This is a genomic window from Deinococcus yavapaiensis KR-236 (assembly GCF_003217515.1).
Classification (GTDB): domain Bacteria; phylum Deinococcota; class Deinococci; order Deinococcales; family Deinococcaceae; genus Deinococcus_A; species Deinococcus_A yavapaiensis.
On sequence record NZ_QJSX01000005.1, the window covers coordinates 93,001 to 110,143 of the forward strand.

General features: G+C 65.0%; 16 protein-coding genes and 1 tRNA gene. 3 read left to right on the top strand and 14 right to left on the bottom strand.

What is annotated here, in order from left to right; translation table 11 throughout:
• Positions 1–6 precede the first annotated feature (6 nt).
• Together DES52_RS07800 and DES52_RS07805 are read left to right on the top strand one after the other, a co-directional pair.
• Positions 7–738: a YebC/PmpR family DNA-binding transcriptional regulator gene (locus tag DES52_RS07800; protein ID WP_110886244.1), complete on the top strand. Its 732-nt coding sequence runs from the start codon at positions 7–9 to the stop codon at positions 736–738.
• Between the two features lie 47 nt (positions 739–785).
• Positions 786–1,598 (top strand): PSP1 domain-containing protein, encoded by an 813-nt coding sequence (locus DES52_RS07805; protein ID WP_110886245.1) that lies wholly within the window; start codon positions 786–788, stop codon positions 1,596–1,598.
• Positions 1,599–1,619: 21 nt separating this feature from the next.
• On the opposite strand, the gene DES52_RS07810 is transcribed toward DES52_RS07805, so the two are convergent.
• Together DES52_RS07810 and DES52_RS07815 are read right to left on the bottom strand one after the other, a co-directional pair.
• Entirely contained in the window at positions 1,620–2,102 is a 483-nt protein-coding gene (locus DES52_RS07810; protein WP_110886246.1) for a GreA/GreB family elongation factor, read from the bottom strand.
• Between the two features lie 78 nt (positions 2,103–2,180).
• Complete coding sequence (locus tag DES52_RS07815) at positions 2,181–2,495, bottom strand: hypothetical protein (protein WP_110886247.1); 315 nt, start codon at positions 2,493–2,495, stop codon at positions 2,181–2,183.
• 187 nt (positions 2,496–2,682) lie between these two features.
• Here DES52_RS07815 and DES52_RS07820 point away from each other — a divergent pair.
• Positions 2,683–2,759: transfer RNA gene (locus DES52_RS07820), tRNA-Trp, on the top strand.
• A 318-nt stretch (positions 2,760–3,077) separates the two neighbouring features.
• Here DES52_RS07820 and galK read toward each other — a convergent pair.
• From galK to DES52_RS07880, 12 genes are all read right to left on the bottom strand, one after another.
• The gene (galK, locus tag DES52_RS07825) at positions 3,078–4,190 is read right to left on the bottom strand and encodes a galactokinase (RefSeq protein WP_110886248.1); all 1,113 of its coding nucleotides are present in this window, start codon (positions 4,188–4,190) and stop codon (positions 3,078–3,080) included.
• A gap of 1 nt (position 4,191) precedes the next feature.
• A complete protein-coding gene (locus DES52_RS07830) occupies positions 4,192–5,283 on the bottom strand; it encodes a M24 family metallopeptidase (protein WP_211317880.1) in 1,092 nt (363 codons plus the stop codon).
• 13 nt (positions 5,284–5,296) lie between these two features.
• Positions 5,297–6,424 (bottom strand): galactose-1-phosphate uridylyltransferase, encoded by a 1,128-nt coding sequence (gene galT / locus DES52_RS07835; protein ID WP_110886411.1) that lies wholly within the window; start codon positions 6,422–6,424, stop codon positions 5,297–5,299.
• Between the two features lie 102 nt (positions 6,425–6,526).
• Positions 6,527–8,035 (bottom strand): glycoside hydrolase family 36 protein, encoded by a 1,509-nt coding sequence (locus DES52_RS07840; RefSeq protein ID WP_245900807.1) that lies wholly within the window; start codon positions 8,033–8,035, stop codon positions 6,527–6,529.
• Positions 8,032–9,954 (bottom strand): beta-galactosidase, encoded by a 1,923-nt coding sequence (locus tag DES52_RS07845; protein WP_110886249.1) that lies wholly within the window; start codon positions 9,952–9,954, stop codon positions 8,032–8,034. The genes DES52_RS07840 and DES52_RS07845 overlap by 4 nt, the downstream gene beginning before the upstream one ends.
• 92 nt (positions 9,955–10,046) lie before the next feature.
• Positions 10,047–10,958, bottom strand: a complete 912-nt coding sequence (locus tag DES52_RS07850; RefSeq protein WP_110886250.1) for a carbohydrate ABC transporter permease — start codon at positions 10,956–10,958, stop codon at positions 10,047–10,049.
• Positions 10,955–11,875: a carbohydrate ABC transporter permease gene (locus DES52_RS07855; protein WP_110886251.1), complete on the bottom strand. Its 921-nt coding sequence runs from the start codon at positions 11,873–11,875 to the stop codon at positions 10,955–10,957. The genes DES52_RS07850 and DES52_RS07855 overlap by 4 nt, the downstream gene beginning before the upstream one ends.
• Before the next feature lie 75 nt (positions 11,876–11,950).
• Positions 11,951–13,267: an ABC transporter substrate-binding protein gene (locus DES52_RS07860; RefSeq protein WP_110886252.1), complete on the bottom strand. Its 1,317-nt coding sequence runs from the start codon at positions 13,265–13,267 to the stop codon at positions 11,951–11,953.
• A gap of 81 nt (positions 13,268–13,348) precedes the next feature.
• A complete protein-coding gene (locus DES52_RS07865) occupies positions 13,349–14,107 on the bottom strand; it encodes a DeoR/GlpR family DNA-binding transcription regulator (protein ID WP_110886253.1) in 759 nt (252 codons plus the stop codon).
• Between the two features lie 110 nt (positions 14,108–14,217).
• Complete coding sequence (locus tag DES52_RS07870) at positions 14,218–15,180, bottom strand: GNAT family N-acetyltransferase (protein ID WP_110886254.1); 963 nt, start codon at positions 15,178–15,180, stop codon at positions 14,218–14,220.
• 65 nt (positions 15,181–15,245) lie between these two features.
• On the bottom strand, positions 15,246–15,929 hold the full coding sequence (locus DES52_RS07875) for an ABC transporter ATP-binding protein (protein WP_110886255.1): 684 nt from the start codon (positions 15,927–15,929) through the stop codon (positions 15,246–15,248).
• Between the two features lie 22 nt (positions 15,930–15,951).
• Positions 15,952–17,115: an ABC transporter permease gene (locus tag DES52_RS07880; RefSeq protein WP_110886256.1), complete on the bottom strand. Its 1,164-nt coding sequence runs from the start codon at positions 17,113–17,115 to the stop codon at positions 15,952–15,954.
• Positions 17,116–17,143 lie beyond the last annotated feature (28 nt).

Sequence of the window (17,143 nt, forward strand, 5' to 3'; positions counted from 1 at the left end):
CTCGTTATGGCAGGTCACAGCAAGTGGGCTCAAATCAAGCGCAAGAAAGGCGCGAACGACAAGAAGCGCAGCGCCATCATCAGTAAGCACATTCGCGCCATCACGGCGGCTGTCCGCTCGGGCGGCAGCGGCGACCCGGCGGCGAATCTCAGTCTCAAGAACGCCATTGCCGCCGCGAAGACGGACACCGTGCCCGCCGACAACATCGACAACGCCATCAAGCGGGCGGTCGGTGGCGCGGAAGGCAGCGCGGAGTACAAGGAAGTCACGTACGAAGGGTACGGTCCTGGCGGAACGGCCATTTTGATCGAGACCTTGACGGACAACGTGAACCGTACGGTCGGCGAAATTCGCGCGGTGTTCAACAAGCGTGGCGGCTCGCTCGGCAACAGCGGCTCGGTGGCGTGGCAGTTCGACAAGAAGGGCGTCATCCTCGTCCAAGAGACGAGCGAGGACGCGCAGGAAGCGGCGATCGAACTCGGCGCGGAGGACTTCCAGGAATCCGAGGACGGTCTCGAAATCAGCACGGCGCCCGCCGATCTGTACGCCGTCTCGGAAGGTCTCGCCAAACGCGGCTTCACCGTGGAGAGCGCGCAGATTTCCATGATCGCGAGCAACACCGTCGACGTGTCGGGCTCGGACGCCGACAAGGTGATGGCGTTGCTCGAAGCGATCGAAGATCTCGACGACGTGCAAAACGTCTACAGCAACGCCGACCTCAGCAACGTCGAAGCGTGACCTCGCTTCCCACGTGAGCGTGGCGTTCGTGAAATCCTGAGACCCTCATGTTCATTCAAGCCGTACGTTTCGATCACTCGCCGCAGTTGCACGACATGAACGCGGACGTTCCTTACGACGTCGGCGCGCGTGTCGTCGTGCAAAGTCGACGCGGCTTGGAGATGGCGCGGGTGCGTGGCGAGCCGCACCTCGCGCCGTCTGAGCCGAAACCCATGACGATCCTGCGAACGGCGACGCCCGAGGACCTCGAGACGCACGAGCAACTCGTGCGCGAAGGCGAAGACCTCAAGTGGCTCGCTCGCGCTCGGGCCCGCTCGCGTGGCTTGAGCGTCAAGATCGTCTCGTGCGAATTCACGCTCGACGGAGCCTTGCTCACCATCAGCTACAGTGCCGACGAGCGCATCGAACTCGGCAACCTCGTGCAGGACCTGCGATCGCACACGAAGGCGAAAATCAACTTCTTGGCCGTCGGTCCGCGCGAGCAGGCCATGACGATCGGCGCGCTCGGAGCTTGCGGACGCGAGAACTGCTCCAGCACGCACTTGCAGGACTTCGCGCCCGTCTCGATTCGCATGGCGCGCGATCAACAGTTACCGCTCAATCCCGAGAAGCTCAGCGGGCCGTGCGGACGTCTGCTGTGCTGCTTGCAATTCGAGCACACGATGTACCAGGAACTCCTCAAGGAGTTGCCGCGCAAGAATGCCAAGGTGTGCCACACCGAGAGCGGCGCGTGCGGAAAAGTCGTGAAGCTCAATCCGCTGGCCGGCACGGTGGACGTGTACACGGACGCGGGCCTGTTGGCGGGCGTGAAGCCCGACGAGTTGACGCCGTGGAGCGGCAACGACAAGAACCCGTCCTGAAGGGTTCACTCGAATCCACGTTCACTCCATTCGGTCGAGTGCGTGCACGACGTACGTGACGGAGCGCCTTCCGAGCGGTACCTCGAAGGCCTCTCCGACCTGCCTGCCGAGCAAGCGTGACCCGACCGGGCTGTCCGTACTGATGCGGGCCACGCCATCGATCGTTCCGGTCACTTCGGCAGGACTGACGAGTTGTACACGCAGCTCACGCCCACTCGCTACGTCACGTAGCGCGACGACCGCGCCAATGGTCGCGGTGCTCACGTCCAGCGTTTCGCTTTCCAACACGACCGCGCGAGCGAGCGTGTCCTCGATTTCCTGAAGGCGTGCTTCCACGGCAAGCAGGTGATCTTGTGCTTCGCTCAACCCGAGGTTCTCCGCGTCGTTCGCTTCGAGTTGATCGCGCACGACACGCCGAGCGTCCTCCAATCGGTCCCGCTGCTGCTGCAGCGCCCGCTCCAGACGTGCGTACCCTTGGGGGGTCAGCTTGATCTCGTGCTGCATGGTCGTCCTCCGAGAACGTGGTCTCGTACCCCGATGGCAAGAAAGCAAAAGACGTCGGGCCCGACGTGGTGGCGATGATCAGAAGCCCTTGCTGGCGGCTTTGCGCCACCACTCCACGTTTTCGGTGCTTATGAAAGCTCGCGCTTCACTCAAACGAATGGGCGTGATCACCCAACGGCTGCTCTGGGAAACGCTGACCCTCATCGCGCCCACCGTCTCCTTCATCTGTTCCTGCAACTGTTTGGTGGTCAAAGAGCACGCGATGAGCCACGTGGACTCCAACACGTGCGCCCAACCGTTCGAACCCATGAGCTTCAACGCTTCGAACAACGCTTGATACTCCTCGCTCGTCGCGTCTTTCAAGTCGTACGAGATCATGTACATCTGCGCCATACGGCAGTGTACGTCGCTGATCGTCCGATCGTAGCGCGCCCTGGCGGCCCGTGGAAGTGCTTGAACGGAGTCGGGGAAGCACCCAGGTGCTTGCTCCCGAGAGCAGGACTTGCCAAGGATGCCGCCGCGACCTATACTGTGTCTCCGGACGAGCGGAAGCAGTTTTTCTCGTCTGGGACGTATTCGCGGGTCCTTAGCTCAGCCTGGTAGAGCAACGGTCTCCAAAACCGTGGGTCGTAGGTTCGAATCCTTCAGGGCCCGCCAAGCGAAAACCCCGTCTTAGACGGGGTTTCTTTTTTCCTTCGAGTTGCTCGTCGGTCTTCGCGCGTCACCCTCCACTCGACACAACGCCCAGCCCCCACCGGAACGTGGGGAGAGGCATGAGGTGAGCGGGGCAGTGTAAGCCTATTGGAGCCGCCGCCCAGTGATACATCAAGAAATTCATGCGGCGTGGAAGCTTGTTGCCAGTTCCCTCCCTGCCGGAAACGTGTTCAATCGTGTCTGCCGCGCTCGGCATCGGATCGGCAGACACGTCATTCGCGAGCAGGCCGAGAACCCGGCCCGCTCGCAGGAATTCTCCGCTCAGGCGCTCGGCGTGAGAAGCTTCGGCTCGCGGCCCGTGCGCGTTCCGTACGCTTCGGCGATAAGCTCCCCGACGCGGCGGCCCGTGCCGAGGCGCGCGAGCATCACGACGCTGCCCCCGAAGCCACCCCCTGTGAGGCGCGCCCCGAAGATCTCGGGGTGTTCGCGCGCGAGTTCCACGATGAGATCCACTTCGGGCACGCTCACCGCGTAGTCGTCGCGCATGGAGGCGTGCGAGGCGAAAAACAGTTCGCCGAGACGTTCCAAGTCGCCCGCACGCATCGCTTCGACCGCCTTGAGGACCCGCGCGTTCTCGGTGATGACGTGACGAGCGCGCCGATTCAACGGTTCGGGCAGGGCGTTCACGCGCTCCAAGTCGGCTTCGGTGAGGTCGCGCAGGGCGTTCACGTCCAGAAGTTCGCACGCCTTCTCGCACTCCGCGCGGCGCGTGTTGTAGTCGCCGCCCGCATGCTGATGCTCGACGCCGGAATGCAGCACGACGAGGTCCGCGCCCGCAGGCAGCTTCACGCGCTCGAACGAGAGGTCACGGCAATCCAGGAACAGCGCTTCGCCTTCGGACGCGAGGCTGCACGCCATCTGATCCATGATGCCGACGTTCGCGCCGACGAGTCCGTTCTCGGCGCGGCGGGCCAGTGTGGCGACCGTCACGTCGTCGATGTCGAGCGAGTAGAGTTCTCGCAAGCCACGAACGAGTGCGACGAGGAGCGCCGCCGAGCTCGACAGGCCGGAGCCGAGCGGCACGTCCGAGGCGACGGTCACGTCGAAGCCGGAGAGGACGTGACCGTCGCGCGCGAGTTCCTGCGTGACGCCCGCGATGTAGTCCACCCACGTGCCGGTTCTGGCTTCCCCGCCGAGGATGTACTCGCCGTCTTTGCCGAGGTTCGTGGCGTGGGCCCGCACGCGCGTTCCGTCGCGCCTCGCGAGAAGCACCGTCGTCTTTTGTGGAATGGCGGTCGGAAGCACGAAGCCGTCGTTGTAGTCGGTGTGCTCGCCGATGAGGTTCACGCGGCCCGGCGCGGCCGCCGTGACGGTCGCGTCGAGCCCGAAGAGGTCTCGGAAGGTGGCTCGGTGGGTGTCTTGAGTGTCGCTCACTTCATTTCTCCAGTACGGCAGGTCGGGGACCGAACGTGCTTTCGACGGTCGGCCAAGCGGGGTCGAGGGTCAGGACTTGGTGTGCCCCGGCAGAGTCCATGAAAATGGTGTCCTCAATCTTCGCGCCGATCACGCTAGGATTCCAGGCAAGGGCGCAGTTCGGCGGCAAAACGTCCTTCGTGTCGGGCGTGACGATGACTTCGCGTGCTCGGTAGCCCGTCAAGCCGCCTTGGTGGTGCTGATTGATGGCGTCGCGCTCGCCGACGTCCTCGTACGCGCGGCGCAAGGTGTCGTAGAGGTCGTCGAACCGAGCGCCGAGTCTGCAGGCTTCGAGGACGCGCGCCTCCACCGTCCGGACTTTCTCGTGCGCTTCGGCGCTGCGCTCGTCGAGCTTTCCGAAGCTCACGAAGCGCGTGATGCTGACGTACAGCCCTTGGCCTCGGGCGCAGAACACCAGGCCTCCGTACGAGCCGACGGGGTCGTCTTTGGTGACGAAGTGGCGGTAGAGGGCGAGGCGGCGCTCTCCGGCCGCCATCACGAGACCGGGTTCCAAGCCGCGCTTCACGAGGGCCGCCGAGCCCGCCGCCGCGAGGTCGCGTTCGGTCCACGTCGGTTCGCAGGCCGTGAGGGCTTCGGTCATCGCTTCGGCGGCGAGGCGGCCCACGGTGCGCAGACGGCCGCTTTCGCTGTTGTCGAGCAAAGTCCAGCGCATCGACCATGCCGACGCGGGCAAGGGGTCCTCGCCAGGCGCGGGGCGGTCGGAGAGGACGTGCCCGGGCGCTTGCTCGTTCACGAAAGCGTCTTTGGCGCTCGCGTCCGCCCAAGGGTGCGACCAGACTTGCAAGGGTCCGACGATTTCCTCGTCGCGCAATCGGTCCGCCTCGATTTCGTCCGTCAGGATCCAAGCGCCTTCCTTCGTGAGGAAGACTTCGGCCACGCCGACGTCCGACGCGAGCACGACGACGTTGGAACCGCCCGCCGTCACCCACGCGAACCAATCGATGCCGCGCAGCCGTACGCCGTCCGCCCCGGCTTCCTCCATCAAGTTCACGAGCCGTCCGAGTTTCGCGGCGACTTCCTGCGCTCGATTCACGAATCCCTCCGGCTCATGACGCCCCCGGGAGTTTCACGGCGCGAAGCTCTGCCGCCTTCGCCTCGGGCAGCGCGTCGTTGGCGAACACGCCCGCACCCTGCTCGGTTCCGGCGAGGTACTTCAGCTTGCCCTTGGCGCGCAGATACGGGTAAAACTCGATGTGCAGCGGCCACTCTGGGTAATCGGTGCCGTCCGTGGGCGCTTGGTGGATGGTCATGAGGTACGGCATGGGCTGTTCGAAGAGGGCGTCGAAGCGGCGCACGGTGTCCGAGATGAGAGCGGCGAAGGCGCGGCGCTCCTGCTGCGAGAGGTCGGACAGGCGCGTAGCGGCGCGGGCGGGTACGATCCACGTCTCGAAGGCGTAACGCGCGAACGGCGGCACGACGCTCAGCGCCTCTCCGGCGTCCGTCACGACGCGGGTGCTCGCGGCGCGCTCGGTACGAACGAAGGTCTCCAGCCACGCCTCCCCGTGACTTTCGCGGTGGGCGCGCGCCATTTGCAGCGTGCGAACTTGCACGGGCGGCAGAAAGTCGTACGCGTAGATTTGACCGTGAGGGTGATGCAGCGTCACGCCGACTTCCACGCCGCGATTCTCGAAGGGCAGGACGTACGCGAGGCCCCGCTCGGCGAGGCGCGTGGTGCGGTCCGCCCAGACGTCCACGAGAAGTTCGACGTGCGAGGCGTCGAGCTCGCCGACGTTCGTGTTCGGATCCTGCGAGTACACGACGACTTCGCACGCGCCCACGCCGTCGGCCGTCAAGGTGCCGTCGATGGTCGGGGCCGGGCCGGGCTCGGGCACGAGGCTCGGAAAGCGGTTTTCGAAGACGGCGACGTCGTACGCGCCTTGAGGTAATTCCGTGGGGTTCTCGGGATCGCGGGTCGGCGCGAGCGGATTGTAGTTCGGAGGCGGCAGGAACGGACGGTTTTGCCGGTAAGCGGCGTAGATGACCCACTCACCGCGCAGAGGATGCCAGCGCAGGTGCGGCGTGGCGGCGACCGCTTCGGGGCTGGGCGAGGGAATGTCGCCGACGTCGATGTGCGTTCTCGAGTACAACCACAATTTGCGCCCGTCCGGCTTGACGTACTCGGCTCGTTCGTATCGGTTGGGGGGCAAGGAGTTTTGGGCGCTCGAAGCGTTCATGAAGTCCTCCATGGAGCGGGGGGGCTCTCGATTCACCCCCACGCGTTACTTCCTTACCTTACTTTCGTGTTTTTCGAATCGCAACCGTTGAAGCGTCGACCCTCAACGATTCTTCGAGCGAAAGGAACGGGGATCGAGGCCGCCGCGGTGTTCGTCCAACACATTGAACTCACCGCGTGTGAAACGTGTCGGAGCGTTTCCCCAAGAAGACGTGAGCGACTCGGGACGGTCGGGCGCGCTCACCTCGAGCGAGCGGCGCAGCAAAGACAAGTCTTCGCTCCGCAACGTCCTCAACGGATCGCTGCTCGCCCGCAAGCCGCCGATCGTGTCGAGCAGTCCCAGCAGCGACCCGCGCTCGGCGTCATCGAGCAGGCTGCGCTCGCGGCGCGCGATCATGACGTCCGGATCGGGCTGATACCAGGCGTGCTGATACCAGCGGCTGAGGCTCGTGACGACGGCGTTGCGCGCGGCGGGGCCGGTCGCGTCACCGAGCCACAGCCTTCGCGCGTAGTCGTCCCAGATCGGCGCGACGTCCGGCCCGGTTCGCATGGCGTCCACGAGGCCGATCGAGGAAGCAAGGGGCGCCCCGCATCCCAGGATGAACGTGCTTTCTCCCGCGCCGCGCCGCAAGGCTTCGAGCCCCATGCGATACGCCGCCGCGCGGCTCACGTCTTGATGGCGCCTGCTCGGCATGGCGCCCGCGAAGAGGAAGTCGAGCTTGAGGTAGTCGTAGCCCCAGGACACGACCGTGCGCGCGAGGTCTTCGAGCCAATCCTGCACCTCGGGCAAGGTCGTGTCGAGGCCGTAATACGCGCCGCCCCAGTTGTCGCCGCAATTCACGAGTTCGCCCGCCTCGTCGCGCAGGAACCACCCGGGATGCTCGCGAAACAAGCGGGACGTGGGCCGCGCGATGAACGGCGCGAGCCAAAGGCCCGCGCGGAAGCCGAGGTCTCGCAGCACGAGTGGCGCTTCCCGCGCGTGCCGCCCGAAGGCAGGCTTGGCATCCAGCCAATCGCCGAGGTCCGCCTGAAAGCCGTCGTCGAGTTGGAAGACGTCGAACGGCAAGTCCAGCTCGCGCGCGAGCGTTGCCTCGCGCACGAAGGTGTCGAAGGTGATGTCGCGGTAATACGAGTACCACGAGCACCACACGCGCAGGGGCGCGGGAGTGCGTGCCTGCATCTCGCGCCCGAGATCGGCGCTCAGGGACTCGATGAGGTCGATGACGTTCTCGGAGAAGGCGAGGTGGGCAGGCTCGGGATCGCCTTCGCATTTGTACGAGAGGTGCACGAGGTCGCCGTCGGCGTGCGCTTCCCAATGCGTGAAGGAGTGCGCGGCGTTCCCGGCGCAGCCGACGTACCCGCTGCCGTCCTCGGCGATCAGGGCGATTAAGGTGTGAGAGCGCCACACGCCGGGCTTGCCGCGATCTCCGGGAGGCCACGCGACGTCGTGCCCTTGCCGCACGAGCACGTCGAGGGTCGGTCGAGCCTGAACGTCGGTCAAGGAGCGCAGTTCCGCCTCGCTCCACGATTGATAGCCGCTCACGAGCACGCGGGCGCGCGGCACCGTGAGCGTCCAAGTTCCGCTGGGAGCCGTGAACGTTTCGGTCATCATACGAGGGTCCAGCTTACCGGACCGAGCTCGCGTCCCTCGAAGGTCACGCGTTCGGGATTCCAGTTTTGCACGAGGGTGCGCCCTCCTCGGCGCGACACTCGAATGCCTGGCGGCAGCGGCGTGGGATTCAAGCCAAGCTCGCCCGCGAGGCGGTACAGCGTCTCCCACACCAGCCCGGTCGAGTTCGCCCCGATCGTGACGACTTGTCCGTGCCGCACGGCCGCCGCCGCTCCTTCGAGGGGTCCGCCTTCGTAGTGCGCGAGGACCTCCGCGCCTTCCAACGGCTCGTAGCCTTCCGCCCACGTCGTGACTTCATGCCCACCCGCCTTGATCGTGAGGCCGGGCCGCAAGCTCTCGAAGTTAAGAACGCGCGCTCCGAAGAAGGTTTTGAAGTTGCCGAACTGTCCGTTTTCGTGCGCGCGTCCCGAAGCGGTACGAAAGGCGGTGCGCGGGCCGAACACGAACGCCCTGCCCGCGGCGTCGCCGCGCAGCTTCTCGAGGCGGGCGTCCGAGATCATGGTGAGGCTGGGCGCGACGACGAGCGCGAACCGCGAGAGATGCGCGTCGGGATGAACGATTTCCACGTCGATGCCGAGCGACCGAAGCGCCGTGTAGTAGGAAGAGGTCTGCTCCCAGTAGGCAGGGCCGCCGTGCGGCTGCTGATCGAGGACCCACAAGCTCTCGTAGTCGTGCAGCAACGCGACCTTCGCGGGAACGTCGCCGAGCACGAGGTCTTCGCGCTTCAGGCGCTCGACCTCGAAAAAGCCCCGGTCGGGGGTCTCGTCGTGGCGAAGAAGGCCGCTGTGCAAAACTTCCTGAGCCATCGTCGCGGCGCGCCAGCGAAAGTAGCTCACGCAGTCCGCGCCGTGCGCCCAAGCCTGCGTCGTCCACAGGCTCACGGCTCCGTCGGCGGGCAGCGGATTGTAAGGCGCCCAGTTCACTTGGCCGCACTGCTGTTCCATCACCCAGAACGGTCGGCGCATGAGCCCCCGGTACAAGTCGTGGTTGAAGGCGATGGCGTCGGGGTGACCGGTGCGGGCGTAGTACGTCTTGAGGTCCTCGCCGACCCACTTGCCGAAATGCTCCAGCATGCCCGTCGGATAGTTGTCCCACGTCGGGAAGTCGAGGCACGCGGAGACTCGGTAGTGATCGAAGCCCGACTCGAAGATCATGAAGTTGTGCGTGACGAAGCGGCCCGGCGAGAGTTCGCGCAAAATCGCCACTTGCTGCTCTTGGAACTCCACGATCATGTCCGAGCAGAAGCGGGCGTAATCCAGAACGTGCGACGGATTGGCCTCGGTCACCGTGAGGTTCGGCGGGCCGATCTGCTCCCACGCCGTGTACTCCATGCTCCAGAACACGTTGCCCCACGCTTCGTTGAGCGCGTCGAGCGTGCCGTACTTCTTCTCCAGCCAAGCGGGAAAGGCGGCCGCGCTCGCCCCGCCGAACGAGCGGGCCGTGCCGTGACATCCGAATTCGTTGTCGGTCTGCCATCCGACGAGGCCGGGATGCTGCCCGTAGCGCTCGGCGAGGGCGCGCGTGATGCGGCGCGAGTGCGCACGGTACACGGGCGACGCGAAGTCGTAGTGACGGCGCGACCCGAACGCCCGTACCCGCCCGAACTCGTCGTACGGCAAGATCTCGGGGTGTTGGCGAATCAGCCACGCGGGAGGCGTCGCCGTGGGCGTGCACAGCACCACCCCGAGTCCCGCTTCGTGCAGAACGTTCACGGCGTCGTCCAGCCAGCTCCACTCGAATTGCCCTTCGCGCGGCTCCATGCGGCTCCACGCGAACTCGGCGATTCGCACGAACGAGAGGCCGAGTTCCTTTTGCTGTCGCGCGTACGCTTCCCAGCGGTCGCGCGGCACGTGCTCGGGGTAATCGCAAACGGCGAGATGCAAGCTCGAAGGGGAGGTCAAATCGGTGCTCCTTTCGCAAGCGATCAGCTCCGGACGCTCAACCTGACAGTCGAGCGTCCGGAGCTGATCGCCGATGACTGACGGCTGTCAGCTTACCCCTTCACGGCGCCCGCGCTCAGTCCGCCTTGCCAGTAGCGTCCCAACGACAGGAACGCGAGGACGAGCGGCAAGATGGAGATGAGAGCGCCCGTGACGATCATGGTGTAGAGGCGCTCGGTGCCCGTCGTAGTGTTGTTCCAGACGGAGAGGCCGAGCGTGAGCGGATAGAGCTCGGTGGAGTTCAGCATCATGAGGGGCAAGAAGAAGTTGTTCCAGCCCGCCACGAACGAGAAGAGCGCCACCGTGACGAGTCCGCCGCGCACGAGCGGCAAGCCGAGTTGCCAGAAGATGCGCCCTTCGGACGCGCCGTCGATTCGCGCCGCTTCCATGAGCTCGTCGGGAAAGCCCGCGTCCCAGAAAAGACGCATGAGGTACAAGCCGAACGGGTTGACGATGGACGGCAAAATGAACGCCCACGGCGTGTTGATGAGCGGAATGCCCGCTTGACCGAGGTTTTGCATGATGAGGAAGAGCGGCAGGACGAGGGCCGTGCCGGGCACCATGATCGTGCCCAGGATGAGCGAGAACAGCGCGTTCTTGCCTTTGAACTGGAACTTCGAGAAGGCGTACCCGGCGGTCGCGCAGGTGAGGGCCGAGCCGATCGCGATGGCCGTGGAGTAGAGCGCGGAGTTCAGCAGCCAGCGCGGAAAGATGCCGTCTTGGTGCGTGAAGACCTTCCGGACGTTGTCGAGAAGGTGGCTGGGGCTGGAGAACCACAAGCCGAAGGTGGAGAACAGTTGACCGTTGTCCTTGAAGATCGTCACGAACATCCACCACAGCGGAACGAGCGAGTAGATCGCGAAGAGGCCCAAGACGAGCAGTTGCAGCGGAGTGAAACCTCGCCGCGGCTTCGGGGTGCTGACGGCGCGTGCGCGAGCGCCGACGTCGGGCAGAGCTTGGCTCATCGGTCACCTCCGAGGCGGGCGAAGCGCAAGAAGACGGTGCTGAACAGGAACGTGACGAGCGCGATGAGGATGGCCATCGCGGCGGCGTAACCGTACTGCGCGTCACGCGACGCGGCGAGGTAGATGTACGTGTTCGGCGTGAGGTTGTCGGGAACGTACCCGAGAGGTCGCAGCACGAACGGCTCGCTGAACACCTGCATGGTTCCGATGATCGAGAAGATGAACGTCAGGATGATCGTGGGGCGCAAGAGGGGCAATTTGATGTAGCGCGTGAGGTTCCACCCGTCCGCTCCGTCGATCTTCGCCGCCTCGTAAATGTCGGTCGGTACGTTTTGCAACGAGGCGTAGAGGGTGATCATGTTGTAGCCCGTCCACGTCCACGTGACGATGTTCGCCACCGACCAAAGCACGACCGTGCTCGACAGCATGTCCACCGTGCCGCTTCCGACCGCCTTGAGCGTCTGGTTGATCGGAGAGAGGTTCGGCGAGTACAGGTAACCCCACAAAAGTCCCGCGACAACCGCCGGGATGGTATACGGCAGGTAGAAGACGGTGCGGAAGAAGCGCTGCGCACGCCCCTTGACGGAGTCGAGCACGATCGCGAGGGCAACCGCGATCCCGAGCATGATCGGAATCTGCACCAAGCCGAAAAGGGCGATGTTGCCGAGCGACTGCAAGAAGGCCGTGTCCTGCAAGGCGCGCGAGTACTGCTCGAACCACGCGAAGACTTCCTTGGCGGGACCGAAGCCGACGCGTTTCTTGATGAACAGACTGAGGTACACGGCGTACAAGACGGGCGCGAGATAGAAGACGGCGAAGGCGAGCAGAAAAGGCGCGAGGAACAGCCACGGCGTCGTTGATGAAACGGCGCGGCGCGAACGTCGAGGGCGAGGCGGAGAAAGCGTTCCTTGGCTCATACAAACCTCGTGAAAGGACGAGGGTCGAGAGGCGAGGGCCGAGACCCTTGACCCTCGACCCTCGTCTCTCGACCCTTATCGAACCGTGTAGCCGTCTTTGCGCGCGGCGTCGAGAGATTCCTTCTGCCAAGCGGCCAGAGCTTGATCCGGCGTGAGCTTGCCCTTGAGCATCGCGTCGATCTGCTTGTTGAAGTTGGCGTCCACGGCGGGGAACCACGGCGCCCACTGGAAGTTCACGTTGACGCCTTCGGACGCCTTGGCGTAGACGGCGTTGATGTCCTGGCCGCCGAAGAACTTGATGGGCGGAGAGGTCTTGTCGCTGAGCGCGGGAAGTTTCAAGCCCGCCTTCGCGGCCGGGAACAGGCCGCCGCCCTTGAAGTTCGTCTCGACGGCCGTGCGCGACGAGTTGAGCCACAGCGCGAACGCGGCGGCGGCCTGCGGATTCTTGCTTTGCGTCGTGACGGCCATGCTGGAACCGCCCCAGTTACCGCTGGCGCTCGCGCCCGCCTTCCACTGCGGCAAGGAGGCGACGCGCCATTGACCCGCGCTCTTGGTCTTCATGGAGGACGCGTACCCGCCCGGACCCCACGCCGCTTCGAAGTTCGTGGCGATTTGACCGGCGCCCGCCGCGTTCCAGTAGTCGGCGCTGAACGCGGGGACGGTGGAGACGTAGCCTTTCTTGATAAGGCCGTTCCAGTAATTCAAGACCTTCTTGGCGCTGGAGTTGTCGAGCGTCTGCACCCACCCGTCGCCGCTGCGCTTGAAGAACTGGCCGCCGTCTTGCCACGCGAGCGCGATGAACCACGGCGAGAAGGTCGAGTAGAAGTTTCCCATCTTGACCTTGCCGCCCGACGCCTTGCTGAGCTGCTCGGCCGCCTTGGCGTACTCGTTCCACGTCTTGGGCACGGCGATCTTGTACTTGTCGAAGATGTCCTTGCGGTAGACCATCGCGAACGGACCCGTGTCTTGGGGAATGGCGTACACGGACTTCCCGTCGGGGCTGACTTGTCCCCACGTCCACGGCACGAAGAGGTTGCGCGCTTCGTTCGCGCCGTACTTCGTGAGGTCCGCGAGCCCGCCCGTGTCGATGAACGACGGCAGGTAGCCGTACTCGATTTGCACCACGTCGGGCGCGCCCGAACCCGCCTTGAGGGCCGTTTGAAGCTTCGTGTACGTGGCGGGACCGCCGCCGAGGTTCTCGACTTTGACCTTGATGTTCGGGTAGATCTTCTCGAATTCCTTGACGGTCTTGTCGAGGTTCGGCACCCATGACCACACCGTGAGGTTCACGTTTCCGCTGACCTTAGGCAACTTGGGCTCCTGGTAGCTCGATTGCGCCGTGACGCTCGAGCTCAGCAAGCCGATCAACACCAGCAACTTCACGTTCTTCATACGTCCTCCTATTGGGACCGGGTATGCGACGAGAACTTCACCTCGAAGGTCAAGCTCGACGGGAAGTCATGTTGGCGTGCTTCACACCGCGTGAACTTGCACGCCTTGTTCGCGCAGAAGCGCCATTTTGTCGGCGGTGGCATTGCGGTCCGTCACGATGTGCCGGACGCGTGAAAGCGGCAAGATGGCCGCCGACGACACTTCGCCGAGCTTGCTGTGATCCGCGGCGACGATCGTCTCTCGCGCGTTGTTCGCCATGATTCGTTTGATTTCGGCTTCCTCCAGGTTGCGGTTCGTGATGCCAGCTTGGGCGTCGACGCCGTTGCAACCGAGGAAGAGCTTGTCGGCGTACAAGCTTTCGAGCAGACGCGTTCCGAGCGGATTGACGAGGCTGTGCTGCAAGCGCCTCAAGGTCCCGCCCGTCACGACGACCGTGATGTTGGGAAGCTTCTCGAGCTCCAAGGCGATGTTGAGGCCCGACGTGATGACGGTCACGTTGCGAAGAAGCGGCGAAATGGACCGTGCGATCTCGGTGGTGGTACTGCCGACGTCGAGGAAGACCGTGTCGCCGTCCTCGATGAGGTTGGCGGCGAATTGGCCGATGCGGCGCTTCTCGTTGGAGTACAGCTTGCGCGTCTCTTCCAGGGGACGCTCGGCGTGATTCGCGAACGGACGAACGGCGCCGCCCCGCGTGCGGTGAATGAGCCCTTGGCGCTGCAGCGTTTCGAGGTCGCCGCGAATCGTCACTTTCGAAACGCCCAGCAGGTTCGAGAGGCCGTCGACCGTGACGCGCTCTCGCTGCTCGAGTTCCGACAGAATGACTCGCAGACGGGATTGCAAAGCTTTCCTTTCCCCCTTTCGATTCGTTTCGCTTGTGTCGGAGCTTATCTCTAGGGCGGGAGCGAAGTCAAGGTCGAGTGAAGGCGAACGGCACCGAAAAGCGACGCAGCTTACCTTGCGAGGCGTTCGAGGTGAATCCGGGCGGGGTCTTTCACGAAGCCCATCGCTTCATTGATCGAAAGCATGGGGCGGTTCACGGCGTGGTTGCTCGTGCGAACGAAACGAAAGCCGTGCGTGCGCGCGTACTCGGTCGCGGCGAGCTTGAGAGTCTGCGCGACGCCGAGGCGGCGATGCCCGCGCCGCACTCCCGTGAGGCCGGTCAGAAGGGTGTCGGGCTTCGCCGAGGGCCGCAGTTCCGTGAACCCGACGAGTTCACCGTCGCGCACCGCGAAGAAGGTGGCCTGTTCGAGCAGTCGAGGTTGACGCGGAATGCGCTCGCGCCACGTCTCGAACGGCCACGGTTGGAAGGTCGTTGCTTGGGGCACGTCCGCCAAGAGCGAGACCGCCAGATCGTACCAACGCCGCTCGAAAGTTTCGTTTCGCCAGTCGAAGGCCGAGAGAGGTCGCACGTCGACGCCCGCCGCGCGCGACTTCTCCTCGAAGGCCTCGAACTTCGCCGCGTCGAAGGCCGTCACGTCGAGTTGCGACGAGAACATGCGGTCGGTTTCGCGAAAGCCTTTCGACAACAAGAGCGGCAACTGCCAACGGTCCTCGCGGGCGCCCGCGACCAACACGTCGGGCGCGTGGGGCGCCAGGGCCGACTCGACTCGGTCGAAGAGCGCCTCGGCGTGCTCGGTCGTTTGCGCGTCCGGCACGAGCCACAAGGAAAGCGAGAAGTAGCCCGGCAAGGGGTTGTGCCGCCACGTGCCGCCGCTCGCTCCGCCGATGACCGCGCCGCCTCGTTCCAGCACGAAGCGGTATTGCACGTCGCCTTCGGCTTGGGACGCGTCGAGGTGCCGCAACTCGTCGACCGAGCGTGGATCGTCCGGTTGCGCGAATCTCAGCATCGCCGCGAAGCGTTCGTACTCCAAATCGGTCGGCTCGAAGGGCCGCAAGGTCGCAGGGGTCGTCATGCCGCACGGTAACAAAGCCGCTTCGATCGTTCATCGGCCAAACGGCGCACGGCGGCGAGGCGTCTTCAGCGAGCGACCGTGCGAATGTCCGTTCCTTCGAGCTCTCCGTCGCGAATGTGCACGACGCGGTCGGCGCGGGCGGCGACGTTCGGGTCGTGCGTGATGAGCACGACCGTCTTGCCCTCGGCGGCCGGTGCGAGCAACAATTCCAAGATGGACGCTCCCGTCTTCGTGTCGAGGTTGCCCGTCGGCTCGTCGGCGAGCAGGATCGGCGGATCGGTCACGAGGGCGCGCGCGATCGCCACGCGCTGCTGCTCGCCGCCCGACAGTTGAGACGGCAGGTGGCCGCCACGCTTGCCGAGCCCGACGCTTTGCAGCAGACGCTCGGCGCGCTCGCGGCGCTCGTGCGGCGTCACTCCGGCGAGCATGAGGGGAAACTCGACGTTCTCGCGGGCGCTGAGGATCGCGACGAGGTTGTAGTTCTGGAAGACGAAGCCGAACTTCTCCAGGCGCAGCGCCGCCCGCTGCGTCTCGCTGAGCCGCGCGATGTCGACGTCGTCCACGAGGACGGAGCCGCCGCTGGGCGTGTCGAAGCCCGCGAGAAGGTTGAGCAGCGTGGACTTGCCGCTGCCGCTCGGTCCGACGACCGCCGTGAGGCCGGGCGCGAACGTGTAGCTCACCTCGTGCACGGCGGTGACGACGGAGTCGCCGCTCGGATAGACTTTCGTGACTTGTCGAAGTTCGATCATGGATTCCTTCGGTTTCTCGGCTTCAGATGCGCCCGAGCGCCTCGGTGATCTTGAGGCGGCTCGCGGAGCGGGCGGGCAGCAGGCCCGCGAGCAGGCCCAGCAGCAACGAGATCAGCATGGCGAGCAGCGCGAGGCGAGGCGTGAGGGCCGCCGCGTCGATGTTGGCGAGGTTTCGCGTGTACGCGTTCACGCCGAGGATGCCGAGCACGCCGAGCGCGATGCCGCCCACGCCGCCCGCGAGGGCCAGCAGCAGGCTCTCGGTGAGGACGAGGCTGCGCACGAAGGCCGGTTTCGCTCCGATGGCGCGCAACGTGCCAAATTCCCGCGTGCGTTCGAACACGCCCATCATGACCGTGTTCGCGACGGCGAGTCCACCCACGATCAAGGCGATGAGGCTGATTCCGAAACGCACCGCGTCCGAGATGCGAAGCGCCCGCTCGATGAAGTTCAAAAAGTCCGCCTGCGTCTGCACTTCGAGTTGCAGCTTGGACGACAAGGCCTTGGCGACTTCGCGCGCGCGCGTCGGCTCGTCGAGCTTGAGGGCGATGATCGACAGGCGGCCTTGCGCGGCGATCGCGTCTTGCAAGGTCGTGAGGGGCATCAAGATGAACGAGTCGGTGAGGCCGCCGCCTTCGCTCAGCACGCCGACGACCTTGACGGCCGCGCGGCGATTGACGCGCAAGGTAGACCCGAGCTTGAGCCCGCCGTTGCGCGCGGCGCTCGCTCCGACGACGGCGACGGGCCGCCCTTCGTCGGACGGTTGCAGCAAGCGGCCCGCCGCGACCGCGACGTTGGGAAACACGGCCTTCACGCCGAGCGCGGCGGGCAAGGCGTACAAGATGTAGCTCGAACTCGGGTCGAGTCCGCCGCGCACGCTGAGGGCGACCGGAATGACTTGCTTGATGCCGTACTGCTCCTTGAGGGCGTTGACTTGACCCACGGTGCTGCCCGGCAAGTTCGGCTCGGGCGCGAAGCCGCCCGCGTCGAAGCCGTTGAGGCTGATTTGCAGGTCGGGGCCGATGTTGCCGAGTTCGGAGGCGAAGACGCGCCGCAATCCCTCGCCGAGCGACAAGAAGATCACCATGCTCGCGACGGCCACCACGATGCCGAGCGCCGTGAGGATCGTGCGAACGGGGCGTCGCAGAAGACCGCGCAATGCCAGTTGCCACAAGTCGGGAAGTCGCACGCCTTCTAGAGTACCGATTTTGCGTTTT

Coding starts and splice junctions, on each gene's coding strand:
- DES52_RS07870 (WP_110886254.1), bottom strand. CDS start 15,180: ATGACGACCCCTGCGACCTTGCGGCCCTTCGAGCCGACCGATTTGGAG.
- DES52_RS07855 (WP_110886251.1), bottom strand. CDS start 11,875: ATGAGCCAAGGAACGCTTTCTCCGCCTCGCCCTCGACGTTCGCGCCGC.
- DES52_RS07815 (WP_110886247.1), bottom strand. CDS start 2,495: ATGGCGCAGATGTACATGATCTCGTACGACTTGAAAGACGCGACGAGC.
- DES52_RS07850 (WP_110886250.1), bottom strand. CDS start 10,958: ATGAGCCAAGCTCTGCCCGACGTCGGCGCTCGCGCACGCGCCGTCAGC.
- DES52_RS07810 (WP_110886246.1), bottom strand. CDS start 2,102: ATGCAGCACGAGATCAAGCTGACCCCCCAAGGGTACGCACGTCTGGAG.
- galT (WP_110886411.1), bottom strand. CDS start 6,424: ATGAACGCTTCGAGCGCCCAAAACTCCTTGCCCCCCAACCGATACGAA.
- DES52_RS07875 (WP_110886255.1), bottom strand. CDS start 15,929: ATGATCGAACTTCGACAAGTCACGAAAGTCTATCCGAGCGGCGACTCC.
- DES52_RS07860 (WP_110886252.1), bottom strand. CDS start 13,267: ATGAAGAACGTGAAGTTGCTGGTGTTGATCGGCTTGCTGAGCTCGAGC.
- DES52_RS07800 (WP_110886244.1), top strand. CDS start 7: ATGGCAGGTCACAGCAAGTGGGCTCAAATCAAGCGCAAGAAAGGCGCG.
- DES52_RS07840 (WP_245900807.1), bottom strand. CDS start 8,035: ATGATGACCGAAACGTTCACGGCTCCCAGCGGAACTTGGACGCTCACG.
- DES52_RS07805 (WP_110886245.1), top strand. CDS start 786: ATGTTCATTCAAGCCGTACGTTTCGATCACTCGCCGCAGTTGCACGAC.